This window comes from Amycolatopsis coloradensis (genome assembly GCF_037997115.1).
Taxonomy (GTDB): Bacteria; Actinomycetota; Actinomycetes; order Mycobacteriales; family Pseudonocardiaceae; genus Amycolatopsis; species Amycolatopsis coloradensis_A.
The window spans coordinates 7807494-7833835 of the sequence record NZ_CP150484.1 but is presented as its reverse complement, the minus strand read 5'-3'; the positions used below and the strand labels follow the sequence as shown (position 1 = coordinate 7833835).

Below are 26342 nucleotides of genomic sequence, written 5' to 3'. Positions count from 1 at the left end.
TTGATGGTAGGCAAGGAGGCCTTCACTACCTCTGGGACTGCACGCTCGTGTCGTCCGCCGGATCACGCGTGTCGTCCGGTCGGTCACGTGACATCGCCGGTGCCGGTCGGGTCTCGTGAGTGGTAAGGACGGTTAGAACCAATCCTGTCACGAGGCGATTGAAGGACCGATGCAACGGACCGGAGCCTCCACTACGTCCGGAACACGTGGACCCCAAGAAGCTGCTCGTCGTCCTCTGCGCCCTGATCGGCCTCGCGTGCGGAGCCGGTAGCTCCGCGGCGCGCGAACAACCCGCCGCGAGCAGGCCCACGGTGGTCCAGCCCGCGCCGGTACAGCGGCCCCAGCCTGCTCAGGGCGCGGTCGAGCTGGGGGAGACCGTCGATCTCAAGGCCGGTGAAACGGCCGAGGTCGCGTCGAAGGACGTCAGCATCCGCTTCGCTCGCCTGGTGTCCGACTCCCGCTGCGCCGCGGGAATGGTCTGCGTCTGGGAAGGGGAGGCCGTGATCGAACTGACCCTGGCCGAACCGGGACGCGGAGAGCGGACGACGGCGGAGGTCGCCTCCACCGGACGTGGTGGCGGGCAGTCCGTCGAGTTCGCCGCCTGCCGGGTGGACCTGGTCGCCGTGAGTTCGGGGGGCGACCAGGTCACCCTGCGGGTGTCCAAGGCTTAAAGCGCGTTGCCCCAGCCGTCGAGGTACGCGACTTCCGACAGCGGCACTCGCGAAGCGGGTTTGAAGTCGGGCACCGTCGTGTAGGCGATCGGCAGCAGCCCGACCTGCGTGACGTCGGCGGGGATGCCGAGGATTTCGGCCGCCTCCGCCTCGTGGGTCAGGTGGTACGTCGTGAGCGTCGAGCCGAGGCCGCGCGACCGCAGCGCCAACTGGAAGTTCCACACCGCCGGGAAGATCCCGCCGTAGAACGCGGCGTCGGCCGCGTTGTCACCGCTGGGCCTGCCGGTCAGGCACGGGATGACGAACACGGGCACCCGGTCGATCACGTCGATCAGATGCTGCCCCGACGCGAACGCCCGCGCCACCGAGGGCTCGGTGATCGCTTCGCCCAGGGCGGCCGCGTTCGCTTCCAGGTACGCCTTTCCGACTCGCCGGAACAGCTCGGACAGCCGGTCCTTCACTCCCTGATCCCGCACCACGAGCCATCGCCACGCCTGCTGGTTGCCCGGCGTGGGCGCCTGCAACGCGAGCCGCAAGCACTCTTCGAGCACCTCGGGTTCCACCGGCCTGTCCAGGTCGAGCTTGCGGCGGACCGCTCGCGTCGTGCTGAGGAGGTGGTCGGTGACCGAGGTGTCCATGAGCCGCCTTTCAGAGATGTTCCGCGAGGAAGCGGTCGATCAGCTCGCTGATCGGTTCGAGGTCCTCCTCCAGCGCGAAGTGCCCGGTGTCGAAGAGGTGAACCTCCGCCGAGGGAACATCATTCCGGAACGCTTCGGCGCCCGCAGGGACGAAGAACGGGTCGTTGCGCCCCCACACGGCGAGGACGGGCGGCTGGGCTTCGCGCAGCCACGCCTGGAACCGCGGGTACGCGGGCGGGTTGTTCCGGTAGTCCCAGAACAGGTCCAGCATCGCCTCCGCCCGGCCGGGAAGGCCGAGGAAGTACTGGTCCAGCAGGTGGTTCGCGGGATCGATGGTCTCCGGATCGCGGGCGCCGGTGTACTGGTACCGGATCTGCGCCGGTTCGAGGATCTCTTCGAACCCGCGCCGTGCCTCGGTTTCGTCAGTCAGGGAAGGGAAGTCCGGCATCGCCGGGCCGAGCCCTTCGACGTAGGCGTTGCCGTTCTGCGTGATGAGCGCCGTCACCTGGGACGGGCGCGAGACGGCCAGCCGCAGGCCCGTCGGGGCACCGAAATCGAAGACGTAGAGCGCGTAGCGGCGCAGTTCCAGCGCGTCCACGAACTCGCCGGCCACTTCCGCGAGCCGGTCGAAGGTGAACGTGAAGCCCTCGGGCGTGACGGTCTGCCCGAATCCGGGCAGGTCCGGCGCGATGAGCCGCCACCGGCCGGCGAGACGCCGCATCAGCCGCACGAACTGGTGCGAAGACGTCGGGAAGCCGTGCAGCAGGAGCAACACGGGAGCTTCGGGGTCGCCTGCTTCGCGATAGAAGACCTCGACGTCGCCGAGTTCGACGGAACGGTGCCGGATGGTCGCCATGAATACTCCCTAATGGTTAAAACTGTCGTGAACCATTAGTACCTGATAGTGTCAAGGCATGCTCGATCTCGACTCGCTGCCCGGTGACGATCTCGCGGTGAACCTCGCCGACACCGTGATGCTGGCCGTCTCACCGTCGATCGACCTGCTCGACGACGGTCACGCGAAGTTCTGGGCGACACAGGCGCCACTGCTGCCCGAAAGCGCCCGTCCGCCGTCCGCCGAGCGGACGAGGCGGCTGCGTTCAGCGGTGCGTGAGGTACTCGAGGCGGTCGTCGCCGCGCGGGAGCCCGAAGCGTGGGCGGTCGAGCGGGTCAACGCCGCCGCGGCCGCCGTGCCCACCAGCCCGCGGCTGACCGCCGAGGGAGCAAAGAGGTCCTGGCACGGCGAGGACGGCGGCGAGATCGCGCTCGCCGCGGTCGCGGTCGCGGCGATCGACCTCGTGTCCGGGCCGCGTGCCGCTCAGCTGCGGCGATGCGGCGCGCACGATTGCTCGATGCTGTTCGTGGCGGCCAACAGCAGGCGGGTCTGGTGCACGCCGTCGCTGTGCGGCAACCGGGTCCGGGTCGCCCGCCACGCCAAGAAGGGCTGAAGGGGCCCTTCGCCGCATGCGATGGGGGGAAAGCGCCCTTCACCGCGTCTGATGCGGGGAAAGTCCCCTTCGGCTACAGCTCCAGCAGCATCCGGCTGTTGCCCAAGGTGTTGGGCTTGACGTACGGCAGGTCGAGGAACTCCGCGACGCCCGGGTCGGCCGAGCGTCGCATCTCCTCGTAGACCTCCTGGGTCACCGGGGTGCCGTCGATCTCGACGAACCCGTGACCGGCGAAGAAGTGGGTTTCGAAGGTCAGCACGAACAGCCGCTTCAGCCCGATCTCGCGGGCGAAGTCGATCAGCTGCGCCACCAGCGCGTGCCCGATGCCGCGCCCCCGGGAGTCCTTGTCGACCGCGATGGTGCGCAGCTCGGCGATGTCCTCCCACAGCACGTGCAGCGCGCCGCAGCCGAGCACGTCGTCACCGTCTTCGACCACCCAGAACTCCTGGACGCTCTCGTAGAGGGTGACGAGTTCCTTCTCCAGCAGCACCGTCCCGGCGTCGGAATCGACCAGCGCCTTGATCTTGCGGACGTCCGCGATCCGCGCCCGGCGAACGGTGGGGCGGCGGTGGAGGAGGGGGTCTGAGGGCACGCCCACCATTAAGCCATCCCCGGCGCCCGGGCCGGTCGAGGGCTCGCCCGAGCGAGCGATCGCCGACCCCGCGAGCAGGCCAGCTACCCTAAGGCACGTGCCTTCTCCCACCACTGATCCTGTCGCCACCCGTCGCGTTTCCTTGTTGACCCTCGGTTGCGCCCGCAACGAGGTCGATTCCGAGGAACTCGCCGGACGGCTGGCGGCGGGCGGCTGGGAGCTCGCCGCCGAGCCCGAGGACTCCGACGTCGTGGTCGTCAACACCTGCGGCTTCGTCGAGTCCGCCAAGAAGGACTCGGTCGACACGCTGCTCGCGGCGTCCGACACCGGCAAGAAGGTCGTCGCCGTCGGCTGCATGGCCGAGCGCTACGGCAACGAGCTGGCCGAGAGCCTGCCCGAGGCCGACGCGGTCCTGGGCTTCGACCACTACGCCGACCTCGCGGAGCGTCTCGACGACGTCGTGGCCGGCCGCAAGGTCGAGTCCCACACCCCGTCCGACCGCCGCAAGCTGCTGCCGATCAGCCCCGTCCAGCGCCCGACGGCCGCCGAGTCGGTCGAGGTGCCGGGGCACGCGCAGCACGGCTGGGGCCCGCGCGTGCTGCGGACGAGGCTCGACACCTCCCCGGTGGCCGCGCTGAAGATCGCGTCCGGCTGTGACCGGCGCTGCTCGTTCTGCGCGATCCCGTCCTTCCGCGGTTCCTTCGTGTCCCGGCAGCCGGACGAGATCGTCGCCGAGGCGATGTGGCTCGCCGAGAACGGCGTCAAGGAGGTCTTCCTCGTCTCGGAGAACTCCACCTCCTACGGCAAGGACTTCGGCCGCGACGGCGCCCGCGCGCTGGAGCTGCTGGTCCCGCGCCTGGCCGCGGTGCCCGGGATCGAGCGCGTCCGCGTCTCGTACCTGCAGCCCGCCGAGACCCGGCCCGGCCTCGTCAAGGCCATCGCGACCACGCCCGGTGTCGCCGACTACTTCGACCTGTCCTTCCAGCACTCCAGCGAGACCGTGCTGCGCCGCATGCGCCGCTTCGGCTCCACGGACTCCTTTCTCGCGCTGTGCGACCAGATCCGGGAGCACTCGCCCAACGCCGGCATCCGCACCAACGTCATCGTCGGCTTCCCCGGCGAGACCGAAGAGGACCTCGCCGAGCTGGAGCGTTTCCTGACCGGCGCGCGGCTGGACGCGGTGGGTGTCTTCGGGTACTCGGACGAGGACGGGACCGAGGCCGAGACCTTCGACGGCAAACTCGACGAGTCCGTGGTGGCCGAGCGGGTCGCGCGGATCTCCGCGCTGGTCGAGGAGCTGACCTCGCAGCGGGCCGAGGACCGGATCGGTGACTTCGTCGACGTCCTGATCGAGCAGGCCGAGGACGGCGAGGACCCGATCGGCCGCGCCGCGCACCAGGCCCCCGAGGTCGACGGCGAATGCGTCCTGATCGAGACCGAAGACCTGCCGCCGCTGGCGGTGGGTGACTTCGTGCGCTGCGAGGTCGTCGACTCCGAGGGTGTCGACCTGATCGTGCGGCCCGCGCCGCTCGAGGCCGACCGGTGAATGCCGCCCCGAGCGACGCCGGGGCCGGTGAGGGGACGGGCGGTGAGCACGCCCGGGTTCCCGAGGCCACCCCGGTCCCGACGCTGAACCTGGCGAACCTGCTGACGATGTCGCGGCTGGTGCTGGTGCCGCTGTTCGTGCTGGCGCTGTTCGCCGGTGACGGGGAGGACACGTTCTGGCGCGCGATCGCCACCGCACTGTTCGCGATCGCGTCGTTCACCGACCAGGTCGACGGCTGGGTCGCGCGCAAGTACGGGCTGATCACCGATTTCGGCAAGATCGCCGACCCGATCGCGGACAAGGCGCTGATCGGCGCCGCGCTGATCGGGCTGAGCGTGCTCGGCGAACTGGGCTGGTGGGTCACGATCGTCATCGCGATCCGCGAGATCGGCGTGACGCTGCTGCGGTTCTGGGTGATCCGGCACGGCGTCATCCCGGCCAGCCGGGGCGGCAAGGCCAAAACGCTCGCCCAGATCGCGGCCATCACCGCGTATCTGCTGCCCCTGCCCGCGTCCGCCGAGCCGGTGCGCTGGGTGCTGATGGGGCTCGCGCTCGTGCTGACCGTCGTGACCGGGCTCGACTACGTCGTGCGCGCGGTGCGGCTGCGTGCCGCCGGGAGGCGTGCCGCCGGCGCATGAAACCTGAGATCTTGATCACTCACCTGATCGAGCGTGGGGAGACGGTGGCGACGGCCGAGTCGCTGACCGCCGGGCTCGTCTGCGCGACCCTGACCGAGGTCCCCGGTTCGAGCGCCGTCGTCCGGGGTGGACTGGTGGTCTACGCCACCGACCTCAAGGCGAAGCTGGCCGGGGTCGACGAAGGCCTCCTCACCGCGCATGGCGCCGTTCATCCCGAGGTCGCGGCGCAGTTGGCCGCCGGCGCGAGAGACCGGTGCGGCGCCACGTGGGGACTCGGCCTCACCGGCGTCGCGGGTCCGGACGGGCAGGACGGCGTCGCGCCGGGCACCGTCCACGTCGGTCTCGCGGGCCCGGGGGTGCGCACCGTCCGCACACTGGACTTGAGCGGTGATCGAGCCTCGGTCAGGGCGGGTGCGGTCTCGGCCGCGTTCGCCCTGCTGGGGGAACATCTCGCATGATCGCGGCGTTCGCCCTTGGCGTATTGCCGTGTCAACACCTGCGCCCGGGGCACCGCTCTGGGTAACGTAGGGGGTAGTCAGTCCTGGAAGGGAGGCGCGTGATGACCGTGCTGTTGCGCGAGGCGATCGGCGACCGGCTCCGACACGCCCGCACGAACCAGCGTCGAACGCTGCGGGACATCTCCCGCGCCGCCAGGGTGAGCCTCGGCTACCTTTCCGAGGTCGAGCGCGGGCAGAAGGAGGCGTCCAGCGAGCTGCTGGCGTCCATTTGCGAGGCCCTGGACCTTCCGCTGGGCGAACTCCTGCACAAGGTCGCGGCGGACGTCTCGGCGATGGACAACGTCGAGGTCGCCCCGGTGGACGAGAAGGTCGAAGCGGGCAAGCGGCGCGCTCCGGAGCGGGAAGGCGCCGAAGCGGGCCTCGAAGGTGGCCGTCTGGTGTCCGAGCTGATCGGCAACGACCTGGCCGACCTGCGGATCTCGCCGCCGCCGCGGATGAGCCCCGCACTGCGGACGACGATCTCCGCACCGAAGATGGTCGCCGCCTAGCAAGGTTGTGAACGGGAAAGGCCCCAGTGTGCGTGAGTAGCGCTTCACCATTGACCGGCNTGAGGAAGGTGTTCATCCCGATGAACGCGGCCATCTTCTCCTCCCAGGCGGTCCGCCTGGGGCCTTTCCCGTCAGTTCGCGGCGTTGTCGAACGGGCCCTTGGTGTGCGTGATGACGAGCAGCCGGTTGGCGGCGTTGATCATCGCGACCAGGTAGACCAGCGCGGCGATCTGGTCGTCGTCGTAGTGCTTCCGCACCCGGTCCCAGGTCTCGTCGGAAACACCCCGGTGCGCGTCGGCGATCCGGCTGCCTTCCTCGGCCAGGGCCAGCGCCGCCTGCTCGGCCTCGGTGAACACGGTCGACTCGCGCCAGGCGGCGACCAGGTTGCCGCGGACCGCGGGTTCGCCGGCGGCCGCCAGGTCCTTGGCGTGCGCGTCGACGCAGAAGCCGCAGCCGTTGAGCTGGCTGGCCCGCAGCGACACCAGCTCCTGAGTCACCTTCGGCAGGGTCGACCCCTTGATGGCCACACTGACGTTCGCGAAGCGCTTGCCGAGCTTCGCGCCGAGCTCGTTGCTGTTCAGATCGAAACGGGAATCCATGCTCTCGTCCTCTTTCGTGGTCGTGTGCTGAACCGGACGACCACCGGATGCCGGCGGCCCGGCCCCGCTGACAGCATCGGAGCGTGACCTGCGCCACGGAATCGACTTGTCAGAAATCGAGGGGACGCGGCGTCTGGTGGGGACACCGTCGCCGAGCACAGGAGCCGTCCATGTCCGACACCGCCACGGAGGCGTTCGTCGCCCACCGGAACCTGCTGTTCACCGTCGCCTACGAGATGCTCGGCTCGGCCGCGGACGCGGAAGACGTGCTCCAGGAGACCTGGCTGCGGTGGTCGGGCGTCGATCTCGGCACCGTGGAGAACCCACGGGCGTACCTGGTCCGCATCACCACCCGGCAGGCGCTCGGGAGACTGCGCACGCTCGGCAGGCGCAAGGAGTCCTACGTCGGTCCGTGGCTGCCCGAACCCTTGCTGACCAGCCCCGACGTGGCCGACGACGTCGAACTGGCCGACAGCGTCTCGATGGCCATGCTGCTGGTCCTGGAGACCCTCACCCCGACCGAACGCGCGGTGTTCGTGCTGCGCGAGGTGTTCGACGTGCCCTACGGCGAGATCGCCGAAGCCGTCGGCAAGACCCTGGCCGCGGTCCACCGAATCGCCCACCGGGCGCGGGCGCACGTCGCCGCGCGGAGGCCGCGTGGTGCCGCGTCGCCCGGCGAGACCGAGGATGTGCTCGACGCGTTCCACCGCGCCGTCCGGACGGGTGACCTGCAAGCACTGCTCGACGTCCTCTCGCCGGACGTCGTCTTCCTCGGTGACGGCGGCGGAGTGGTGCGAGCCGTGCTGGAGCCCGTGGTCGGGGCAGCCCTGGTCGCGCCCCTGCTGGCCGGTGGCCGCCCGGTCCGCGACGACGCGGCGACGATGCGGACCGCGCAGGTCAACGGGCATCCCGCGCTGATCCTGCGGCTCGGTGACGAGGTCGACACCGTCGTCGCGCTGCGTGTCGAGCACGGCCTCATCACCGGCCTCTACGCGGTGCGGAACCCCGAGAAGTTGTCACGGATGGACCAGGAGACCGCGCTGCGCCGCTGACGCGGGTCGTCTTCACCCACCGTCACCGGACGGTGAACCCGAAAGGTCGTGGACATCACAGTCAGGGGGATCCCTGAATTCCGTCGGGGTCGCCTGGAACGCGGGACGCCGACCTGACACGATGGAACTCAACGCCGGGGTCGGGACGTTGCAACATCACAGAGGGGACGCCCCACCTCGAGGTAACAGCCCGTGGGATGCGAGAAGGCAGGCGGAGGAGATGGCCAACCCGTTCGTGAAGTTCTGGAAGTACATGATGGCGGCGTTCTCGTCGAAGATCGACGAGCACGCCGACCCGAAGGTACAGATCCAGCAGGCCATCGAGGAGGCGCAGCGCAACCACCAGGCGCTGACCCAGCAGGCCGCCTCGGTGATCGGTAACCAGCGTCAGCTGGAGATGAAGCTGAACCGCCAGCTCGGCGACGTGGAGAAGCTGCAGGCTTCGACCCGCCAGGCGCTGGTGCTCGCCGACGAGGCGCGTGCCAAGGGCGACGAGCAGAAGGCGACCGAGTTCGAGAACGCGGCGGAGAGCTTCGCCGCGCAGCTCGTCACCGCCGAGCAGAGCATCGAGGACCTCAAGACCCTGCACGACCAGTCGCTTCAGGCTGCGGAGCAGGCGAAGAAGGCCGTCGAGCGCAACGCGACCATGCTGCAGCAGAAGCTGGCCGAGCGCACCAAGCTGCTCTCGCAGCTGGAGCAGGCGAAGATGCAGGAGCAGGTCTCCGCTTCCCTGAACCAGATGAGCCAGCTGGCCGCGCCGGGCAACACCCCGTCGCTGGAAGACGTTCGCGACAAGATCGAGAAGCGCTACACCACCGCGCTGGGCTCGGCCGAACTCGCACAGAACTCCGTCCAGGGCCGGATGATGGAGGTCCAGGCCTCCACGACGCAGCTCGCGGGGCACTCGCGGCTGGAGCAGATTCGCGCGTCCATGAAGGGTGACTCCGTCGCTCAGGTGACCGACGGCAAGACCGCCGCCGCGGCGCCGAAGGCGTCGAGCTCCGCGGACATCCAGCGTGAGATCCAGGCACGGGTTCAGGCCGAACAGGGCAAGAACCCCGCCTGACACACCACCTAGAGCCGGTCCCGCACCCACGCGGGTGCGGGACCGGTCTCACCTGAAGACAGGGGAGAGGGCAATGGGCCAGGGCAGGCGCAAGGACTTCGGGGAGTTCACCGCCAAGCTTGAGAAGCACATCGAAAAGCTGCCCGACTACGCCCAGCGCGCGCAGGAGAAGCTGCAGCGCTACATCCCGCCCTCCGAGCAGGCTTCTTCGCGGCCTGCTCAGCCGTCGCCACCGCGGCCCCGCCCGCAGGTGCCCGCCATGCCGAAGATCTCGCAGCAGCTGACGTCGATGGCCGCGGGGCAGATCCCGGTCGTCGCCGACGCGAAGGCCAAATGGGCGCGCTGGAACGAACCCGCCGCCAAACTGGAGCGCCGCAAGCGCCGGACTTCGCGGGCGCTGACGTTCTGGATCCTCCTCACCTTCCTTTGTGGACTGTTCGCCGTCGTCGCGGGCACCGGCCTGCTGAAGGACGGCCAGGCCGACGTCCTCCAGGCCATCGCGGGCGGCGCGTTCGCCGTCATCTTCGGCACCTTCGGGGTCAAGTCGGGCCTGCGGCTGCGGACGCTGAACCGCACCGTGCTGCCCGCCGCTCCCGCCGCCCCGCCGCCGCTGCCCCCGGCGCGGTCCGTCGCGCGCGAGCCGATGGAGCGCCTCGCCGAGAGCGAGGCTTCGCTGGCGGAGCTGCTTCGCCAGCTTTCGCAGCCGACGTCGCTCGGCACCATGCCGGTCTCCGAGATCGCCGTGGCCGACGCCCGGACCACCGCGGCCGAGGCGGCGCAGGCGCTGCGCGGCCTGGCCGGCCGGATCCAGGCCATCGAACGCGGACGTGACGCCGCGCCCGAGCGGGAACGCGGCGCCCTCGACGCCGCCGTCAAGCAACTACGCGAGCAGCTCGACGACGGTCTCGACGGCTACGGCGGTCTCGTCGCGGCCGCCGGGCACACCGTCGCCGCGAGCTCGGACGGCATGACGTCGTCCAAGGAGCAGCTGTCCGACGCGACCGACAAGCTCGCCGGACTGGCCATGGCCCTGCGCGAACTTTCCTGATCACGCGACACGCGTGATTGAACGGACGACACGCGTGATCAGACGGCGATCTCCCGTCATGTCCATCTGATCACGCGAGATCGCTGTTCAATCACGTGAGTTCGGCGTTCGATCACGCGAGTTACGCTCAGCCGGGTAGCGCCTGAGCAGGCGCTTTCCTGGACAATCGTCTCATTCGTCGTCGCTAATACTCCATTGCGTAACGACCTTCTCACTGTGCGGTACCGAAACGCTCGCGTGACCCGAATCCGCTGGTGACGGCGACCCGCGATGCCTAACGTTTGTCACATGCACGCAGTGCTCATCCCAGCTCGGGCCTGAACCCAGCCCGCGTGAGCGGGCGTCCCAGGGTGGCGGACCGGACACAGTGGATCTCGCGCAGTGGTCTTTCTCGTCCCCACCGAGGAAAGGACGCCCAGTGACGACGCTCCCCCCGGAACCAGAACCGACTCCCGTTCCTCTTCCCAGCTCCTATCAGCGCGTCATAGCCGCCTACGACCGGATCGCCGAGGTCGACCGGCCCGACGTCTGGATCACCCTCCGCGCGGTGGAAGACGCACTCGTTGACGCGAAGGCCGTGGACGAACGGCTTCGCGCGGGCGCGGACCTGCCGCTCGCGGGGACACTGGTGGCGGTCGCCGACGTCATCGACGTCGCCGGCCTTCCCGCAGCGGGCGAGGACGTCTGCTGTGTCGGCGCCACCTCCGTGTCCCGGCTGACCGCGGCCGGGGCGGTCGTGATCGGCAAGACCAACTGCGACCGGTTCGGCAGCGACCTCGAGCACACCCAGAGCCCGTACGGCGCCGTGAGCGCCGCGCTCAACACCGAACGGGTCTCCGGGAGCGCGAGCAGCGGCGCGGCCGTCGCCGTCGCGCTCGGCCTCGTGGATCTGGCCGTCGGCACGGACACGGCCGGAGCGGGCCGGGTTCCCGCTTCCCTCAACGGGATCGTCGGGTTGAAGCCGACGCTGGGCCTCGTGCCGAAGACCGGCGCCGCGCCGTGCGGCGGGATCGCCCTGTTCGCCCGCAGCCTCACCTTGGGGCAGCGCGCGCTGGGACAGATGACCGGTCCCGACGGGATCGACCCGCTCGCCCGCGACTGGCCTCCGGACGTCCGGCTGTCCGCGGGCGATCGGCCGCGGGTGGCGATCCCGGGCTCCGACACGCTCACCGGCCTTTCGCTGCAATCCCGGTCCGCCTTCCTCAGCGCGGTGTCGGCGCTGAGGGCGTCCGGCGCCCGGGTGGAGACGGTGGAGGTCTCGGCACTGCTGACGGTGGGCGGCTTGATCCACGACGACGGCTTCACCGCCGACAGGCAGCGCGTCGCCGAGGCCGGGATGCTCGCGCTCCGGATGCTGTCGGAGTACGACGCCCTCGTCCTCCCGACGGTCGCGGAGCATCCCTCGGTCTCCGAGGCACTGTCCGATCCGGACGGGGTCGCGAAACGGCTGGAGCGGTTCACGGCGTTCGTCAACCTGCTCGACCTCGCCGCGGTCACGGTGCCGTCTTCGCCGTCGGACCTGGGGCCGTACGGAGTTTCCGTGGTGGTGCGGCCGTTCGACGACCAGATCGCCATCGACCTCGCCGCCGTGCTCACCGACGAACAGGCCGATTTCCCTTATCCCGCACCGGGCGCGGATCTCGTGGTGTTCGGGGCGCAGCTGCGCGGGCAGCCCTTGAACGGAAGCCTGGTCGCCGCGGGGGCCCGGTTCACCGGACTGGTCCAGACCGGCGAGGGCTACCGGATGCTGTTGCTGCCCACCGATCCGCCCCAGCCGGGGGTGGTGCCGGTGAGCGCCACGGGCGAGCACACGATGCTTTCGGGTGAACGCTGGCGGCTCTCGCCCGCCGCGCTCGGTGCCTTCGCGGCCACGCTGCCCTCCCCGTTCGTCCTGGGCCGGATTCGGCTGGAGAACGGGGACACGCCGCTGGCGGTCCTGTGCGACCAGGCCGCCGCGGCGACGGCGACGGAGCTGACGAGGTACCAGTGCTGGCGTGCCTACCTGAGGTTCGTCAGTACGGCCGGGCCGCGAGACCTCGGGCGACCCGCTTGACCAGACCGGGACCGTGCAGGGCGAAACCGGTGTAGAGCTGGACCAGTCCGGCGCCGGCGTCGAGCATCCGGGCGGCGGCGCCGGCGTCGAAGATCCCGCCGACGCCGATGATCGGCAGCTTGCCGCCGGTCTCGTCGTGCACGAACCGCACCACCTCGACCGAGCGCGCGGTGAGCGGGCGGCCGGACAATCCACCCGCCTGCTCGCCGACGGCGGCCTCACGCGGGGCGATCCCTTCGCGCGACAGCGTCGTGTTGGTCGCGATCAGTCCGGCGACACCGTGTTCGAGGCAGACCTCCAGCAGTTCCGCGAGCGCTTCGTCGGTGAGATCGGGGGCGACCTTCACCAGCACCGGAGTCGGCTTCGCGTCACCGGCGAGCTCGGCCGAGGTCTTCCGCAGCTCGGCGAGCAGCTCGGCCAGCGCGGACTTGTCCTGCAACGCCCGCAGGCCCGGCGTGTTCGGGGAACTGACGTTGATCGCGAAGTAGTCGGCGTACGGGTACAGCGCCCGCAGCGAGAACCGGTAGTCCTCGACGGCCTCGTCGAGCGGGGTCACCTTGGACTTGCCGATACTGACGCCGAGCGGCACGGGCGGTTTCCCGCCCGCGGCGAGGCGAGCGGCGAGCGCCTCCGCTCCCTCGTTGTTGAAGCCCATCCGGTTGATCACCGCGTCGGTCTCGGCGAGGGTGAACAGCCGCGGTTTGTCGTTGCCCGGCTGCGGATGCCGGGTGACCGTGCCGACCTCGACGAAACCGAAGCCGAGCGCGGGCCAGGCGCGCAGGGCCCGGCCGTTCTTGTCCATCCCGGCGGCGAGGCCGACCCGGTTCGGGAAGCGGAGGCCGAGGAAGGTGACCGGATCGTCCGTCCGGTAGACGCGGCCGAGCGCGGCGAGCGCGGGGGAGACCCGGCTCAGCCTGGCGAGCGTGCCGATGGTGCGTTCGTGCACGGTTTCGGGGTCGCTGCCGGAGACCAGGTAGAGGGCGGGACGGGCGATCTTGTCGAAGAGCACGGCCCCATCATGCCTGGTGAGGTCTAGGCCGTGTCCGGCAAGTCTGGATCACGAAGCCCATCGGACAGACATGCCGGACACGGCCTAGCGACTCGCCTTCCACTCGTGTTCGAGCATCGCGAAGACGAGTTCGTCACACCACTCGCCCTTCACGATCTCGTTCTCCCGCAGGTGCGCTTCCTTCTTCATGCCGAGGCGGTCCATCAGCGCGGCGGACGCGGTGTTGCGCCCGTCACAGCGGCCGATGATCCGGTGCAGGCCGAGATCCTCGAACCCGAGCCGCAGCACCTCGACGGCGGCCTCCGCGGCGAGCCCCTTCCCGTGGTGATCGGGATGGAAGACGAACCCGATCTCGCCCTGGCGGTGCTCGCTGCTGAGGTATTCGAGGTTCAGGTCGCCGATCAGCTGTCCGGTCTCGGTCAGTTCCGCGGCCACCGCGAGGAACTGGCCTTCCTTCGACAGGGTGCTGCTGTGCACCCGTTTGGCGAGCGCGGCGGCGGATTCGGCCCGGCTGCGCGGGCCCCAGTAGAGGTAGCGGGCGACGTCGGCGCGGGACTGGAAAGAGTTGAGTTCGTCGAGATCCGCCGGAGTGAAGGCGCGGAGGGTCAGGCGCTGGGTGATGATCGGGAAATCGGGCCTCAGCATGGCGTCAGGCTATCCAGTCGGCTGGGTTCCTGGGGGCGGAACTGCGGCGGACGGGTCCTTCGGAGCGGCGGGCGGCACACCCCGGAGATAGGGGTACCCCCGAGGCGCCTCCCGGACGCCGGAATCGGCGACCGGGCCCGAGCCGGACCGGTGCTCGGGAACCTCGGGGGCCCGGTGACTGCCTGGTATTCGCTATCAGGCACCACGCGAAGCAGAGACGACGAGCCGAAGGTGGCTCCAACTTGCGTTGTATCGCTGCTCAAAAGTCCTACGCGTGCGGTCCGCTAGCGGACAGCCACCTCACGAGTCCTGTTGGAATACAACTTCGGACCACCTCCTCTCTCGTGTACCGCCAAACTATGCGAGGAGTTCGGGGTCCTGCAACAAGATTTCTTCGATCTCCGCCGTCAGGGCGGTCTTGTCCGCCGACGGCAGAAAAGCCGCTTCCACGGCATTCTTCGCGAGCAGGGCGATTTCGGCCGCCGTCAGCCGCAGGGTTTCGGCCACCGCCACGTACTCGCCGTCGAGGGTGGCCCCGAACATCGGCGGGTCGTCGGTGTTGAGCGTGACCAGCACGCCGTGGTCGAGCAGCCGTCGCACGGGATGCGCCGCGATCGACGCGAACTGCCCGGTCCGCACGTTCGACGTGGGGCAGACCTCCAACGGGATCCGTTGCACGGCAAGGTATTCCAGTAACGCCGGATCGGTGTGCGCGCCGACGCCGTGCCCGATCCGCTCGGCCCCGAGATCGTGCACCGCCGACCAGACGGTGGCGGGCCCGGTGGTCTCGCCCGCGTGCGGGACGCTGTGCAGCCCGGCCTCCCTGGCCGCGGTGAAGAAGGGGGCGAACTGCGCGCGGCCGACGCCGACCTCCGGGCCGCCGAGCCCGAAGGACACCAGGCCTTCGGGACGTTCGCGGAGCGCGAACACCACCGTTTCCCGGCCGGCGACGACCCCTTTCTCACCGGGAATGTCGAAGCACCAGGCCAGTTCCACGCCGTGGTCCGCCCGTGCCGCCGCCCGCCCGGTGGCGAGACCGGTGAGGAGATCGTCCGACGGCATCCCGTCGAGGACGTGGTTGTACGGCGTCACGGTCACTTCCGCGTAGCGCGCGTTCTGCGCGGCCAGATCCGCCGCCAGCCCGGTGACCAGGGTGTGGATGTCGCGGGCGTCGCGTACCAGCGACGTCACCGCCAGGTAGTTGCGGAGGAAATGCGGGAAATCGCGGAAGGTGAAGAACTCGGCGAGCTCCGACGGCTCCGTCGGCACACCCGCGGACGGGCGGCGGCGGGCCAGTTCCAGCACCGTGGGCAGGCTCGCCGAACCGACGAGGTGGACGTGGAGTTCGACCTTGGGCAGGGCGTGCACGAACGCGCGCAGCGCCGTGCCCGTGAGGATTCCGGGCATGACAAAGCTCCCTGGGATGGAGAAGTGAAGGTGACGTGCGGAGGGAGCGGGCGGCTCAGGGAGCGAGGTCGCCGCGTTCGGTGTCGGCCCCGTAGAGCGGGAGCTTGAACAGCGTCACCAGGCCAGCTTAGCCGCTCGGAGCGGGTCCGGACTGGCATTTCGGGCAGAACCAGGTCGGCCTCGCCTGGTGTCCGGCACCCTGGGGAGCGACCTTGAGCCTGCCGCCGCAGCGGAAACAGCCCTGTTTGGTCCGTTCGTAGACCCAGTGTTCACGGCCGCGGCGCAGATCGCCGGTGGTGGTCTGCGAGGTGCGCCAGGCGTTGGTCTTCAGCAGCTTGCGTCCGAGCGCGACGGCCTTCGCGGTGTCCACTTCGGACACCGGTGTCCATGGTGTGACGCCGAGAAGGAAGCACATCTCGACCTTGTACATGTTCCCGATGCCCGCCATGATCCGCTGGTCCAGCAGGGCGTCGCCGAGTTCGCGATCCGGGTCCGCGGCCAGCGCGGCCGCCGCCCGCTCCGCGAGTTCATCCGTCCACTGTGGATCGAGCAGATCCGGGCCGAGATGCCCGACCAGGCGGTCTTCTTCGTCCGTGGGCACGAGTTCGAGGTCGTGCACGCGGAAGCCGATCGCCTGCAGATCCTCGGTGGCGAGGATGACCCGCGCCTGATGGGCCGGGTTGCGCCAGCGCGCGCCGGCCCGGTAGACGTCCCACTTGCCGTCCATGCGCAGGTGGCTGTGGAGGGTGAGGTCGCCGGAGAACCGCGTCAGCAGATGCTTGCCGACCGTGCCGACACCGAGCACGTCACGTCCGGCGAGATCCGTCGTGGCCAGCCGGGGGACCCTGAACTCGCCTCGCAGCAGGGTCTTCCCGGCGAGCGCCTTGTGGAGGACCTTGCCGGCGAGGAAGACGGTGTCGCCTTCGGGCATCGGACGTCAGCCCGTGCCGGTGTCGCTCAGCTTGGCGGGGGCTTCGGTGGTCTCGGGCTCTTCGTCGCCGCGGACGCGATGCCGCCCGGCCCGGCTCGAACGCAGGACCTTCGCGAGCACCATGTTGAAGGTGAGCGCGATCTCCTGCGCGCCGGGGGAGTGCCACTCGTGGATCGGGCTGCACGCGCCCTGCGCCTGCTGTACCGCGAGCCGGTCCGGGATGGCCGTCGGCATCACCAGCGGGCCGAAGTTCTCCCGCAGCTCGGCCACGCGGAACTGGTGCTCGTAGGAGCGCACGCGGAGCTTGTTGACCACGACGCCGATCGGCCGCAGCCCCGGGTTCTGCTCTTCGCGGATCTTCTCGATCGCGTCGAGCGCGCGGCGCGCGCCGGAGACGGCGTACATCGTCGGCTCGGTGACGATCAGGGCGCTGTCCGCGGCCACCAGCGCGGAGCGGGTCAGCCTGCCGAGTGACGGAGGGCAGTCGAGGATCACCAGCTCGTAGGGTTCCTCGCGCAGCGGGTTCGTGTGCAGCTCGTCGAGCGCGCGGGAGAGGTTCTCCAAGCGGCGGCTGTCGGCGTCCGGTTCGTTGAGCATCTCCAGCTCTTCGGCGCCGACGAGAACGTCGATCTGGTCGCTCCACACGCTGGGCGCGATCGCGCGTTCGAGCACCGAGCGCACCGGCGTCTCCAGGACATCGGCCAGCGTGCGATCGGTGAAGGGCGGGTCCAGCGAGGTGGTGGCGTTGCCTTGCGGGTCGAGGTCGGCCACGAGAGTCCGGGCGCCCCTACGCAGCGCGGCGGACGCGACACCGAGGGCGACCGTCGTTTTACCGACGCCACCCTTCAGGCTGAGAACAGCGACCGTGTGCACTCGATACAGCCTACGGGCAGTCGGCGGGGTGGCTCCTTGGCAAGGTGTCGAACACCGCATCGGACTACACCCGGCGGCGCCCGGAAGGCGGGCATTACCCTGTGCGTTTATGAAGACGGACACCGTGGCCACGCGGGGATCGGGGGCGGTTCGCCGGGTTCTCGAAGCAGAACTCCGGGCCGCACGGGCGCGAGGCGCACAACAGCCGCACGTCGTCGACGTCGGCGGCGGCAGCGGCGGCTGGGCGGTGCCGCTGGCCTCGGCGGGCTGCCTGGTGACCGTGGTCGAGCCGAACCCCAACGCGCTGGCGACCCTGCGCCGCCGCGCCGAGGAAGAGGGCGTCTCCGGCAGCATCACGGTGATCGCCGACGACTCCGACGCGCTCGGCGCCCACGTCGCGGCGGGCTCGGCCGACCTCGTGCTCGCGCACGGGCTGCTCGAAGTCGTCGACGACCCGGCGCTCGTGCTCGCCGCGCTGGCCGCCGCGGTCAAACCCGGCGGGGCGGTCTCGGTGCTGGTGGCGAACCGGCACGCCGCGATCCTGCAGCGCGCGCTGGCCGGACGGCTCGGTGAGGCGCGGGAACTCCTCGCGTCCGGCAGCGGCGTCCTCGGTGGGGGCCGGGAGACCGTGCTGCGGCGCTTCGACGCGGAGGACCTTCGCGCGCAGCTGATCGCGGTGGGGCTCGAGGTGACCTCGTTGCAGGGCGACGGTGTCGTGGCGGACTTCGTGCCCGGTGGGGTGCGGGAAGAGGATCTGGCGGAGTTCGAGCTGGCGGCGGCGTCCGTTCCGCCGCTGCGGGACATCGCCAGCAGGCTGCACGTCCTGGCCCACCGTCCCTGACCTCACGAGACTGTCGGTGGTCCGGGCTAGTTTCTGCCCGTGGGACGAAACGCTGAACTGCCCGGCGGGATGGCCCGCTACCGCGTGACGACCGGGGCCACCACCTGGCCCGACGACACCGGCTGCGGCCTGCTGCACGTCGACATGGACGCCTTCTTCGTGTCCTGCGAGCTGCGCACGCGCCCGGAGCTGGCGGGCAAGCCGGTGGTCGTATCCGGCGGGGGGCCGAGGTCCGTCGTCGCGGCGGCGAGCTACGCGGCACGCGAGTTCGGCGTCCGGTCGGCCATGCCGTTCTCGACGGCCAAGCGGCTCTGCCCGCGGCTGATCTGCATCACGCCGACGCCGGGGCTCTACGGCGAGGTGTCCAAGGGCGTCATGGAGGTCTTCCGCGAGCTGACGCCGCTGGTGGAGCCGTTGAGTCTGGACGAGGCGTTCCTGGACGTCAGCGGGGCGCTCAAGCGGCTGGACTCCTCGCCCGCGCGGCTCGGCGCCTGGATCCGGGAGCGGGTGGCCGCCGACTTCGGGATCAGCTGCTCGGTCGGCGTCGCGAAGGTCAAGTTCGTCGCCAAGCTGGCGTCCGGGATGGCGAAACCGGACGGCATGGTCGTCGTGCCGTCGGCCGAGACGCTCGCGTTCCTGCGCCCGCTGCCCGTGTCGGCGCTGCGGGGCGTCGGCAAGCGCACCGAGGAGCAGCTGCGGCAGCAGGGGCTCGACACCATCGCCGACGTCGCAGCCGCTCCGCTGTCCAGGCTGAGGCGGTCGCTCGGGCGGGCGCTGGGGGAGCATCTGTACGCGCTCGCGAACGGGCACGACGAGCGCAAGGTGGTCCCGGAGTCGCCGGACAAGTCGATCGGTGCCGAAGTGACCTTCGACGTGGATCTCCACGACCGCGCGGCGCTCGGGCTGGAACTCCTCCGGCTGTCGGAACGGGTCGCCGCCACCCTGCGCCGCCGGGGGCTGCGCGGGCGGACGGTGTCGATCAAGGTCCGGTTCGCGGACTTCAAGACGATCACCCGGGCCAGGACAACCGCCGTCGGAGTGGATGTGGCCCGCGACATCCACCGCACCGCCGTCGAACTCCTCACCGAGCACGCGCCGACGGGCGCAGTCCGCCTGATCGGGGTAAGAGTCGAAGGTTTGGACACGGAGAGTGATGGAGAGCAGCTGCTTTTCGAGTCACCCGAACCCCGTTGGCGGGATGCGGAAGTCGCCGCCGACGTCGCGAGGTCGAAGTTCGGCGCCGCCGCGGTGCGGCCCGCGTCACTGCTGACCCCTCGTGACCAGTGACATCGCCTGCTCCGCCGCCTCCGAGAGGGGCGAGCCGGGTGGTTTCGGTCAATTCGATCCCTTCTGGATACGGGATCGGGTAGTCGGACGAGCGCGGGGCTCGTATCCTGGACAGAGACACCCCGCCTGGGGTTGTCTGTTGGGTCCATGACGTTGCGCGGCCCGGCGCCCGCGACAGCTGTGCCGGAGGAGGAAAGATGCCACTCTCCGAGCATGAGCAGCGGCTGCTCGATCAGATCGAGCGCGAGCTCTATGCCGAGGACCCCAAGTTCGCATCCACGGTGCGAGGCACCCGGTTGCGCCGCCCCGCCCGCCGACGGCGTTTGCAGGGCATCGCCCTGTTCGTAGTGGGCGTCGCACTGTTGGTGCTCGGCGTGGTGGTCAACATCCGGGTCGCCGAGATCCCCGTGATCAGCGTGCTCGGGTTCCTCGTGATGTTCTTCGGAGTCATGATGGCCGTCACATCGATTCGGCAAGGAGCCGAAACGGAAGGCGGCAAGGACAGCGGTGGCCCGGGGGCCGGCGGAGGTGGCGGCAAGGCGTCCCCGCGCCGGAGTTCGTTCACCCAGCGCATGGAAGAGCGCTTCCGCCAGCGCTTCGAGGAGCAATAGCTCCCATACACGCGAACATGCCGGCAGGGCGATGCCTTGTCGGCATGTTCGCGTTGTCATGCCTCGGTCCGGTTCTCCCTGGCGCGTGATTGACCGGACGACACGCGTGATCCGATGGACGACACGCGCGCGGGCGTGGCTTAGCCGCGAGTCGTCCACCCAATCACGCGAGTCGTCCATCGCCACACGCGTGTCGTCCGTCCGATCACGCGAGACCGCCACCCGCACACGGCCAGGACGTACCTAGGACACGGTCGGCTACTTGCCGCGCCGCAGCGAGCGCGGGAACAGGCGGCCCTTCCACGACATCGGCGCGTTCCGCTTCAGGCTCCTGCGAACCTCGTCGAAGGCCGGGCCCAGCGTCGGGTCGTCCGCGGGCTGGTCCGAGTACCAGGACCGCTCCACGACACCGATGACCGTCCGCAGGCCGGTGCGGCCCTCCTCGTCCAGCCGGTGCTTCTCGACGACCTTCCGGCCCGCCACGCGCACCGTGTCGCCGTCGGAGAGCGGCAGGCCCCGGTCCGCGCATTCGTCCCTCAGTTCGCGCCACGCCGCATCGGCCGCGGCGGGGGAGCGGGACGCGATCTTCTGCAGCCGCAGCCGTCGCTTGATCTCCCGGATCGCCGTCGGCGTGCCGAGCCCTCCGAGGACGATCACCAGCGCCAGCGCGAACCACCACGAAACCCACGCCGCCAGGAACGCGAACGCCGCCACCCACAGCCCGATCACGATCAGCGGCAGCCAGTTCGTCACGTTCTGGTCGTCCAGGAACCCGCCGTCCTCCCGGACCGGGGCAGGCGCGTCCGGGGCGGGGGACCGGGCAGGCGACGAGCGCAGCAGCGCCCGATATCTCAACTGCGACCGCACGATCGTCACCACGGTCAGCGCGGCCGCCAGCCCACCGAGGATCCCGGCGAGGATCGCGGGCCACAGCGGCTCTTCCTCCTGCTGGCCCGTGCCGCCGTCCGCGCCGAGATCGGCGCCGGGGTCGCGGGGCGTGCCGGTGGCGGGTGCGCTCGACGCGGGTGCGCTCGGCACTTCCTGGGTGTCGTTGGCCGTGGAGCTGCCGGTGTCGTTCTGCAGGTACGGGGGGACGACCGCGCGGCCGTCGAGCAGCGGGGTCGGGTCGAAGCTGACCCAGCCCTTCGTCTGGAAGTAGACCTCGACCCACGCGTGCGCGTCCTCGGAGGTGATCGAGACGTAGTCGCCCTTCGGGGTCCCGGAGGAGAAGCCGATGGCGACCCGCGACGGGATGCCGACCGACCGCAGCATCACGGCCATCGCCGACGCGTACTGCTCGCAGAACCCGCGTTTGCCGTTGAGGATGAAGTCGGCGAGCGCGTCGGAGTCGGTGGCGTCCGCGGTCTTGGTGTCGTAGACGAATCCGTTCTGCGCGGTGAAGAACGACCAGAGTGCCTGCGCCTTGTCGAAGTTGTTGGACTCGTTTTCCGTCAGCTGCTTGGCCTTCGCGACCACGCGGGGGTCGACGCGGTCGATCTGGGTGAACTGCTGCGGAACCTCGGCCAGGCGGGCGTCGTCGCGCCGGAGTTCGTCCTTCGTCGGGTTCTCGATGGACGCGGTCTCGGTGTAGGCGGGCGCGTTCTGCTTGGTCGTGGTGAACACGGCGCCGCCGACCGGGTCGTACAGCCAGTTGTCGGCCAGCCCGTTGAGCGCCCGCGGCGCGCCGTAGATCGGCAGCCAGTTGTCGACCCAGTTCGTCGGTTCGATCCGGATCTCCCGCGCGGGACCGGAGCCGTCGTCGCCCGGAGCGGGCGGAAGGCCCTTGTTGGCCTGCACACCCTGCTGGGCGCGGCCGTTCTGCGCGAGCCCCCAGCCCTTGTTCGGCGTGTACGTGTCGAGGGTGAACGCGCGCAGCAGCCGTTTGTCCGCGCCCATTCCGTAGACCTTGAACAACTCCACGTTCTCACCCTGGTCGAGCAGGCCGCGCAGTTGCGTGAACGGCTCGACGCCGAATCCGCCGGCGCCACCGCGGCCCGAGCCGGTCCCACCCGGAAGGCTGCCGACCGTGCCGACCCCGGTGACGGCCGTGCCGATCACCAGGCCCATCGCGATCGCGGCGGCCACCACGCCGACGGGGGCCGACAACGTGCTCGCCGAGTTGCCCAGTCCTGGCGCGTCCCGGTTGCGCCAGCGGCGATGCCGGTGGTTGCCGTCGACGGCGAGGAGGGCGGCGAACGCGGCCGCGCCCAGCAGGAACGTCCACCACGGCAGCATGTCCTCGGCCAGCGCGGCCGGGACGGCGTACACGCACAGCAGTACCAGGCCGGTCGCGGCGGGCGCGGCGGCGGCCACGGCCAGCGTGTCGACCAGGACCGCGACCAGGCCGATCGCGATGGTGATCAGGCAGAGGATCGGCGGGGTGCCCTCGATCGGCGGGAGGCCGACGCGGATCTGCTCGGCCGCCGCGGCGAGGACGCCGCGCAGTTCCCCGAACGCGTCCGGGCCGGGGAAGATCTTCAGGATCCCGCTGGTGGTGAACGCACCGGTGATCAGCAGCAACAGCACCAGCAGCTGTGCCAAGCCGACGACGATGGTCGGCGCGCGCAGCGAGCGCAGGGCGAGTCCGGTCGAGGCGATCAGGACGACGGCGACCAGCAGGTAGCCGAACCACGCCCAGCCGGAGACGACGCCGGTGAGCGAGGTCGAGGCGAACAGCGTGGCGAGCCCGGCGGCGACCGGAGCGAGCACACTGCTCGTCCAGACCGGGGGCGGGGCGGACGGCCGCGGTTGTGGGGTATGCGGCCGGGGTGGCGCGGTCGCGGTCACAGGCCGCCTCCGATCAGCGTGCCCCGGCGGGTGGCCGTCTGGCAGAGCTCGGCCCAGACCTGTGGCATGGGCGATCCGGGACCGGCGACGACGACGCCCCAGCCCGCGGCTCGCAGCAGCGCCACCGATTCCTCGGTGGCGGCGGCACGGTTTTCGGGCCGGTTGACGCCGGAGGACCAGCCGGGGGTGTCGAGCAGCACGGCGAGGCTCCGGATGCCGCGCGGGCGGTACCGGGACAGCTCGTGCACGGATTCGTTGCTGACGGTGCCGAGCACCGCGATGAGTTCCTGTCCGTCGGCCGGGTCGTGGCCGAGGGTGATGTCGCGCTGGTGCGCGGGCTGGAGTGCGGCGAGGACGTCGAGCACGACGTTGTCGTAGTGCTCGCCACCCTCACCGGGGGTGTCGGCCAGGGTCTGGCCGTGTTCGGTGATCAGCCGGACCCGGTGACCGGAGCGGCGCAGGTGCAGCGACACGGAAGCGGCGAACGAGACGGCCCATTCGAGGCTCGCCGCGGGGCCGGTGCCGTGGTGCGCCGCCGCACGGTGGTCCAGCAGCACCGTGGTGCCGCCGCGCCACGGCCGTTCCTCGACGCGGACCATGATCTCGTCGCGGCGGGCGGTCGAGCGCCAGTGGACCTTCCGCAGGTCGTCGCCCTGCCGGTACTGCCGGACGATCACGTCCGATTCGCCCTGTCCGGCGTGCAGGCGGATGCTGCCGTCGTCGCCCGCGCCGATCCCGGCGCCGCTGGGCAGGCCCCACAGGCCGACCACCTTCGGCACGACGACCAGCCGGGAATGCCCGATCAGCTCACGTTCGAATTCGCACAGCCCGAACGGGTCGGTGATCGTCGCCCGCAGCGGGCCGACCTGCTGGACGCCGCGCAGCACCGGTTGCAACGGGTAGCGCAGCGCGACCCGGCGGTCGTGGGGAAGGCGTTCGACGACGAACCGCGGCCGCGAACCCAGCGCGTAGGGCACGCCGTCTTCGAGAAGCACCTCGCCCGCCGGGAGCCTGCCGTCCCGCCACAGTTCGAGCTGGACCTCGCCCGGCGAACCGACCGAGACCCGCTCCGGGCGCAGCGAACGGGCCGCGCCCAGCCGCAGCCGGGTCGCCGAGATGAAGAAGGCGACCAGCAGCGGCAGGGCGATGACGAACACCGCGACCCGCAGCAGATCCCGTTCGTTGAGCACGAACGAGCAAGCCGCCGCGGCCACGCCGGCGGCGAGGAGGCAGCGGCCGCGTGTGGTCAGGCCGGACAGCGCACGCAGCATGTGGTTTCATCCGTCGAGCGAAGCTCGCCCGTTGAGGGCGGTGGCGGGGGCATGGATGGATTCCTTACTCAGCGGTGGTTCGAGCCCTGCGGAACGGGAACGCGGTGCAGGATCGCGCGGACCACGTCGGTGGCCGAACGGCGGGCGGCGTGCGCCTCGGTGGTGAGCACCATGCGGTGCGCCAGCACCGGGACCGCGACCGTGTGCAGGTCGTCCGGGACGACGAACTCGCGGCCCGACAGCGCGGCCTGCGCGCGGGCCGCGCGGACCAGTTGCAGGGTCGCCCGAGGCGAGGCGCCGAGACGGATCTCCGGCACCTGACGGGTCGCGGACACCAGGTCGACGGCGTAACGGCGGATCTCCGGCGACATGTGCACCGACCGCACGGTCTCGATCAGCCGCTGCACCGACTCGCGGTCGGAGACGGGCTCGAGCTCGGCCAGGGGGTTGTGCCCGGCGTGCTCGTCGACCATGGCCAGTTCGGCCTGCTGGTCCGGGTAGCCGATGGACACCCGCGCGGTGAACCGGTCCCGCTGGGCCTCGGGCAGCGCGTAGGTGCCCTCCATCTCGATGGGGTTCTGGGTGGCGATCACCATGAACGGCTCTTCGAGATGGTAGGTCGAGGTGTCGACGGTGACCTGGTGCTCTTCCATGCATTCGAGCAGGGCCGACTGCGTCTTCGGCGAGGCGCGGTTGATCTCGTCGCCGACCACGATGTTCGCGAACACCGGGCCGGGGCGGAACTCGAACCCGCCGCTCTGCCGGTTGTAGATGGACACCCCGGTGACGTCGCTGGGCAACAGGTCGGGGGTGAACTGGATCCGGCTGACGGTGCAGTCGATCGAGCGGGCCAGCGCCTTCGCCAGCGAGGTCTTGCCGACCCCGGGGACGTCTTCGACGAGGAGGTGGCCTTCGGCGAGCAGGGTCACGAGCGCGATGCGGATGACGTCGGGTTTGCCGACCAGTACCCGCTCCACGTTGGCGGCGATCCGCCGCGCGGTCTCGTGCAGTTCGTCCAGCGACGCTCTGTTCTTGGCGTCACGGCCGTTCTGCCGACCGCTGACCGAGCCGGCGCCCGTGGGGTACGGCGCTTGCCCGGTTGCCTGCTCGCCCTGGTGTTCGCCGGGCGTCGCAGACTGGATTCTCGACGTCACTCGACCTCCTGATGCCGCGTGGCTGGATTTCCGCTGGGTCCTCTGCCGGACCGGTCAGTCCCCCGGGCAGCGGTCAGCCTCCCACGAAGTGTGTCAAACTCGGGCGAACTCGTGGGGGGAACCCCGCCAACCCCAGTCGATGACTCTGTGCAACCGGAGACCTTACCTCGATCGGGTGAGTCGAGCGCGTTTTCGGGTGCTCCCGCTGACGGCGGGTTTTGTCGTATGCTCCGGTACGAGGTCGCTCGACTACGGAGAGGCGTAATCGCATATGAGCGAGGTGAGTACCGCCAAACCACGGTTCGATCTGAGCGGATTCGCGGTCGCGCCGGAGCTGGCGGCGGACGCCCACGTGAAGATCTCCGCCCTGCAGGACGTGGTCGGCCAGATGGTCCGCGAGGCCAAGGTGCTCGGCCGCACGGTTCCCCTCGGCGGGGGATACGCGGACGAGGTCGGCAGGTTCATGGCGCAGTACGGGATCGGCGCCGAAGGCTCCGCGGTCGAGGCGCTCACGGCGTTCGGCAAGGAACTCGAGGCGCTCAAGAACCGGATCGAGAAGGCGCTGGCCCGCTACACCCGACAGGACGAACAAGCGGCGGCGGACGTGGACTGTGTCGGCGGCTGAACCCATGAAGTCCCGCCTTCCCGCGCTCGGCGTCCTCATCGTCCTCACAGTGTCCGCCTGCGGGCAAGGGGCCGCGGGCCAGGCGCCGGTTCCGTCCACCCGGGTGGTGGTGACCGGCGGTTCGTCCGGGGTTGTCGTCCCGCCTGCCACGCTGGATCCGTGCGCGCTGCTCGGCCCGCAGGACCGGTCGGACGCCGGGATCACCGTGCTCGGCGTCGCGAAGGAGATCAACGGCGCCCGCGCCTGCGACTGGACGGTGCCCGCCACCTTCGGCGTCACCATCACCGTGGACGAGCGCAACGGCCTGAAGGATCTCGAGGTCGCGCGCAAGACCGCCACCAAGACCAAGGTCGGTGGCCGGGACGCGCTCAAGGTCGCCGACAAGAAGGCCGCCGACGGGACCTGCGCGGTCCTGCTCGGCATGGGGGAGAAGGCGAGCGTCCAGATCGACGTGAGCAACACGAACTTCACCGACACCGCGCTCGCCTGCGAGCGCGCGATGACGGTGGCGGGATTGGCCGAACCCAAACTGCCTTAGGAGAAC

General features: G+C 70.3%; 27 protein-coding genes. 15 read left to right on the top strand and 12 right to left on the bottom strand.

Annotation, left to right across the window (positions count from 1 at the left end; all coding sequences use genetic code 11):
- The first annotated feature begins 206 nt into the window (after nucleotides 1–206).
- On the top strand, nucleotides 207–671 hold the full coding sequence (locus LCL61_RS36530; protein WP_340683957.1) for a hypothetical protein: 465 nt from the start codon (nucleotides 207–209) through the stop codon (nucleotides 669–671).
- On the opposite strand, the gene LCL61_RS36525 is transcribed toward LCL61_RS36530, so the two are convergent.
- Nucleotides 668–1309, bottom strand: coding sequence for a nitroreductase family protein (locus tag LCL61_RS36525; RefSeq protein ID WP_340683956.1), 642 nt, complete (start codon nucleotides 1307–1309; stop codon nucleotides 668–670). The two genes, LCL61_RS36530 and LCL61_RS36525, sit on opposite strands and share 4 nt — an antisense overlap.
- 10 nt (nucleotides 1310–1319) lie before the next feature.
- Nucleotides 1320–2165 carry an alpha/beta hydrolase gene (locus tag LCL61_RS36520; RefSeq protein ID WP_340683955.1) on the bottom strand — a complete coding sequence of 282 codons (846 nt, stop codon included), beginning with the start codon at nucleotides 2163–2165 and terminating at the stop codon, nucleotides 1320–1322.
- A 58-nt stretch (nucleotides 2166–2223) separates the two neighbouring features.
- Between LCL61_RS36520 and LCL61_RS36515 the strand changes: the two genes are divergently transcribed.
- The gene (locus tag LCL61_RS36515) at nucleotides 2224–2757 is read left to right on the top strand and encodes a CGNR zinc finger domain-containing protein (RefSeq protein ID WP_340683954.1); all 534 of its coding nucleotides are present in this window, start codon (nucleotides 2224–2226) and stop codon (nucleotides 2755–2757) included.
- Nucleotides 2758–2830: 73 nt separating this feature from the next.
- Here the strand turns inward: LCL61_RS36515 and LCL61_RS36510 are convergent, their stop codons facing one another.
- Complete coding sequence (locus LCL61_RS36510) at nucleotides 2831–3358, bottom strand: amino-acid N-acetyltransferase (RefSeq protein ID WP_340683953.1); 528 nt, start codon at nucleotides 3356–3358, stop codon at nucleotides 2831–2833.
- Nucleotides 3359–3446: 88 nt separating this feature from the next.
- Here LCL61_RS36510 and rimO point away from each other — a divergent pair, with 88 nt between their 5' ends.
- The 4 genes from rimO to LCL61_RS36490 all read left to right on the top strand — a co-directional run bounded on the left by rimO (nucleotide 3447) and on the right by LCL61_RS36490 (nucleotide 6539).
- Entirely contained in the window at nucleotides 3447–4895 is a 1449-nt protein-coding gene (gene rimO, locus LCL61_RS36505; RefSeq protein ID WP_340683952.1) for a 30S ribosomal protein S12 methylthiotransferase RimO, read from the top strand.
- Nucleotides 4892–5533 carry a CDP-diacylglycerol--glycerol-3-phosphate 3-phosphatidyltransferase gene (pgsA, locus tag LCL61_RS36500; protein ID WP_340683951.1) on the top strand — a complete coding sequence of 214 codons (642 nt, stop codon included), beginning with the start codon at nucleotides 4892–4894 and terminating at the stop codon, nucleotides 5531–5533. The genes rimO and pgsA overlap by 4 nt, the downstream gene beginning before the upstream one ends.
- Nucleotides 5530–5991 carry a nicotinamide-nucleotide amidohydrolase family protein gene (locus LCL61_RS36495; RefSeq protein ID WP_340683950.1) on the top strand — a complete coding sequence of 154 codons (462 nt, stop codon included), beginning with the start codon at nucleotides 5530–5532 and terminating at the stop codon, nucleotides 5989–5991. The genes pgsA and LCL61_RS36495 overlap by 4 nt, the downstream gene beginning before the upstream one ends.
- A 101-nt stretch (nucleotides 5992–6092) precedes the next feature.
- Complete coding sequence (locus LCL61_RS36490; RefSeq protein WP_199745438.1) at nucleotides 6093–6539, top strand: helix-turn-helix domain-containing protein; 447 nt, start codon at nucleotides 6093–6095, stop codon at nucleotides 6537–6539.
- A gap of 131 nt (nucleotides 6540–6670) precedes the next feature.
- Here the strand turns inward: LCL61_RS36490 and LCL61_RS36485 are convergent, their stop codons facing one another.
- Nucleotides 6671–7138 carry a carboxymuconolactone decarboxylase family protein gene (locus LCL61_RS36485; RefSeq protein WP_340683949.1) on the bottom strand — a complete coding sequence of 156 codons (468 nt, stop codon included), beginning with the start codon at nucleotides 7136–7138 and terminating at the stop codon, nucleotides 6671–6673.
- 170 nt (nucleotides 7139–7308) lie between these two features.
- Between LCL61_RS36485 and LCL61_RS36480 the strand changes: the two genes are divergently transcribed.
- The 4 genes from LCL61_RS36480 to LCL61_RS36465 all read left to right on the top strand — a co-directional run bounded on the left by LCL61_RS36480 (nucleotide 7309) and on the right by LCL61_RS36465 (nucleotide 12357).
- Entirely contained in the window at nucleotides 7309–8190 is an 882-nt protein-coding gene (locus tag LCL61_RS36480) for an RNA polymerase sigma-70 factor (RefSeq protein ID WP_340683948.1), read from the top strand.
- 220 nt (nucleotides 8191–8410) lie between these two features.
- Nucleotides 8411–9256: a PspA/IM30 family protein gene (locus tag LCL61_RS36475; protein ID WP_340683947.1), complete on the top strand. Its 846-nt coding sequence runs from the start codon at nucleotides 8411–8413 to the stop codon at nucleotides 9254–9256.
- Nucleotides 9257–9329: 73 nt separating this feature from the next.
- Nucleotides 9330–10304 (top strand): phage shock envelope stress response protein PspM, encoded by a 975-nt coding sequence (gene pspM, locus LCL61_RS36470; protein ID WP_340683946.1) that lies wholly within the window; start codon nucleotides 9330–9332, stop codon nucleotides 10302–10304.
- Nucleotides 10305–10722: 418 nt separating this feature from the next.
- Nucleotides 10723–12357, top strand: coding sequence for an amidase family protein (locus LCL61_RS36465; RefSeq protein WP_340683945.1), 1635 nt, complete (start codon nucleotides 10723–10725; stop codon nucleotides 12355–12357).
- Here the strand turns inward: LCL61_RS36465 and LCL61_RS36460 are convergent.
- The 5 genes from LCL61_RS36460 to LCL61_RS36440 form a co-directional block, all read right to left on the bottom strand.
- Nucleotides 12317–13366 (bottom strand): quinone-dependent dihydroorotate dehydrogenase, encoded by a 1050-nt coding sequence (locus tag LCL61_RS36460; RefSeq protein WP_340683944.1) that lies wholly within the window; start codon nucleotides 13364–13366, stop codon nucleotides 12317–12319. The genes LCL61_RS36465 and LCL61_RS36460 overlap by 41 nt on opposite strands.
- An 84-nt stretch (nucleotides 13367–13450) precedes the next feature.
- Nucleotides 13451–14011, bottom strand: a complete 561-nt coding sequence (locus tag LCL61_RS36455; RefSeq protein WP_340683943.1) for a GNAT family protein — start codon at nucleotides 14009–14011, stop codon at nucleotides 13451–13453.
- 357 nt (nucleotides 14012–14368) lie between these two features.
- A complete protein-coding gene (add, locus tag LCL61_RS36450; RefSeq protein ID WP_340683942.1) occupies nucleotides 14369–15418 on the bottom strand; it encodes an adenosine deaminase in 1050 nt (349 codons plus the stop codon).
- A 127-nt stretch (nucleotides 15419–15545) separates the two neighbouring features.
- A complete protein-coding gene (locus tag LCL61_RS36445) occupies nucleotides 15546–16349 on the bottom strand; it encodes a DNA-formamidopyrimidine glycosylase family protein (protein ID WP_340683941.1) in 804 nt (267 codons plus the stop codon).
- Between the two features lie 6 nt (nucleotides 16350–16355).
- Entirely contained in the window at nucleotides 16356–17222 is an 867-nt protein-coding gene (locus tag LCL61_RS36440; RefSeq protein WP_340683940.1) for a ParA family protein, read from the bottom strand.
- 109 nt (nucleotides 17223–17331) lie between these two features.
- Here LCL61_RS36440 and LCL61_RS36435 point away from each other — a divergent pair, with 109 nt between their 5' ends.
- From LCL61_RS36435 to LCL61_RS36425, 3 genes are all read left to right on the top strand, one after another.
- On the top strand, nucleotides 17332–18063 hold the full coding sequence (locus LCL61_RS36435) for a methyltransferase domain-containing protein (protein WP_340683939.1): 732 nt from the start codon (nucleotides 17332–17334) through the stop codon (nucleotides 18061–18063).
- A gap of 69 nt (nucleotides 18064–18132) precedes the next feature.
- The gene (gene dinB, locus LCL61_RS36430; protein ID WP_340688764.1) at nucleotides 18133–19350 is read left to right on the top strand and encodes a DNA polymerase IV; all 1218 of its coding nucleotides are present in this window, start codon (nucleotides 18133–18135) and stop codon (nucleotides 19348–19350) included.
- Nucleotides 19351–19547: 197 nt separating this feature from the next.
- Nucleotides 19548–19961 carry a DUF3040 domain-containing protein gene (locus tag LCL61_RS36425; protein ID WP_125675808.1) on the top strand — a complete coding sequence of 138 codons (414 nt, stop codon included), beginning with the start codon at nucleotides 19548–19550 and terminating at the stop codon, nucleotides 19959–19961.
- 258 nt (nucleotides 19962–20219) lie between these two features.
- Here LCL61_RS36425 and LCL61_RS36420 read toward each other — a convergent pair whose 3' ends face one another.
- The 3 genes from LCL61_RS36420 to LCL61_RS36410 all read right to left on the bottom strand — a co-directional run bounded on the left by LCL61_RS36420 (nucleotide 20220) and on the right by LCL61_RS36410 (nucleotide 25173).
- Entirely contained in the window at nucleotides 20220–22748 is a 2529-nt protein-coding gene (locus tag LCL61_RS36420; protein ID WP_340683938.1) for a DUF3488 and transglutaminase-like domain-containing protein, read from the bottom strand.
- Nucleotides 22745–24019, bottom strand: coding sequence for a DUF58 domain-containing protein (locus tag LCL61_RS36415; RefSeq protein ID WP_340683937.1), 1275 nt, complete (start codon nucleotides 24017–24019; stop codon nucleotides 22745–22747). Before LCL61_RS36415 ends, LCL61_RS36420 begins: the two co-directional genes overlap by 4 nt.
- A gap of 68 nt (nucleotides 24020–24087) precedes the next feature.
- Nucleotides 24088–25173, bottom strand: a complete 1086-nt coding sequence (locus LCL61_RS36410) for a MoxR family ATPase (RefSeq protein ID WP_340683936.1) — start codon at nucleotides 25171–25173, stop codon at nucleotides 24088–24090.
- Between the two features lie 271 nt (nucleotides 25174–25444).
- On the opposite strand from LCL61_RS36410, the gene LCL61_RS36405 reads away from it, so the two are divergent.
- Both LCL61_RS36405 and LCL61_RS36400 read left to right on the top strand, forming a co-directional pair.
- Nucleotides 25445–25798, top strand: a complete 354-nt coding sequence (locus tag LCL61_RS36405) for a hypothetical protein (protein WP_219153439.1) — start codon at nucleotides 25445–25447, stop codon at nucleotides 25796–25798.
- 4 nt (nucleotides 25799–25802) lie between these two features.
- The gene (locus LCL61_RS36400; protein ID WP_340683935.1) at nucleotides 25803–26336 is read left to right on the top strand and encodes a DUF3558 domain-containing protein; all 534 of its coding nucleotides are present in this window, start codon (nucleotides 25803–25805) and stop codon (nucleotides 26334–26336) included.
- Nucleotides 26337–26342: the final 6 nt, after the last annotated feature.

Bases quoted from the DNA above. Each gene is read 5' to 3' on its own strand.
- LCL61_RS36480 (WP_340683948.1), top strand. From the start codon at position 7,309: ATGTCCGACACCGCCACGGAGGCGTTCGTCGCCCACCGGAACCTGCTG.
- add (WP_340683942.1), bottom strand. From the start codon at position 15,418: ATGCCCGGAATCCTCACGGGCACGGCGCTGCGCGCGTTCGTGCACGCC.
- LCL61_RS36405 (WP_219153439.1), top strand. From the start codon at position 25,445: ATGAGCGAGGTGAGTACCGCCAAACCACGGTTCGATCTGAGCGGATTC.
- dinB (WP_340688764.1), top strand. From the start codon at position 18,133: ATGGCCCGCTACCGCGTGACGACCGGGGCCACCACCTGGCCCGACGAC.
- LCL61_RS36490 (WP_199745438.1), top strand. From the start codon at position 6,093: ATGACCGTGCTGTTGCGCGAGGCGATCGGCGACCGGCTCCGACACGCC.
- LCL61_RS36455 (WP_340683943.1), bottom strand. From the start codon at position 14,011: ATGCTGAGGCCCGATTTCCCGATCATCACCCAGCGCCTGACCCTCCGC.
- LCL61_RS36515 (WP_340683954.1), top strand. From the start codon at position 2,224: ATGCTCGATCTCGACTCGCTGCCCGGTGACGATCTCGCGGTGAACCTC.
- LCL61_RS36445 (WP_340683941.1), bottom strand. From the start codon at position 16,349: ATGCCCGAAGGCGACACCGTCTTCCTCGCCGGCAAGGTCCTCCACAAG.
- pspM (WP_340683946.1), top strand. From the start codon at position 9,330: ATGGGCCAGGGCAGGCGCAAGGACTTCGGGGAGTTCACCGCCAAGCTT.
- LCL61_RS36520 (WP_340683955.1), bottom strand. From the start codon at position 2,165: ATGGCGACCATCCGGCACCGTTCCGTCGAACTCGGCGACGTCGAGGTC.
- LCL61_RS36475 (WP_340683947.1), top strand. From the start codon at position 8,411: ATGGCCAACCCGTTCGTGAAGTTCTGGAAGTACATGATGGCGGCGTTC.
- LCL61_RS36425 (WP_125675808.1), top strand. From the start codon at position 19,548: ATGCCACTCTCCGAGCATGAGCAGCGGCTGCTCGATCAGATCGAGCGC.
- LCL61_RS36485 (WP_340683949.1), bottom strand. From the start codon at position 7,138: ATGGATTCCCGTTTCGATCTGAACAGCAACGAGCTCGGCGCGAAGCTC.
- LCL61_RS36525 (WP_340683956.1), bottom strand. From the start codon at position 1,309: ATGGACACCTCGGTCACCGACCACCTCCTCAGCACGACGCGAGCGGTC.
- LCL61_RS36495 (WP_340683950.1), top strand. From the start codon at position 5,530: ATGAAACCTGAGATCTTGATCACTCACCTGATCGAGCGTGGGGAGACG.
- LCL61_RS36415 (WP_340683937.1), bottom strand. From the start codon at position 24,019: ATGCTGCGTGCGCTGTCCGGCCTGACCACACGCGGCCGCTGCCTCCTC.
- LCL61_RS36400 (WP_340683935.1), top strand. From the start codon at position 25,803: ATGAAGTCCCGCCTTCCCGCGCTCGGCGTCCTCATCGTCCTCACAGTG.
- LCL61_RS36510 (WP_340683953.1), bottom strand. From the start codon at position 3,358: ATGGTGGGCGTGCCCTCAGACCCCCTCCTCCACCGCCGCCCCACCGTT.
- LCL61_RS36435 (WP_340683939.1), top strand. From the start codon at position 17,332: ATGAAGACGGACACCGTGGCCACGCGGGGATCGGGGGCGGTTCGCCGG.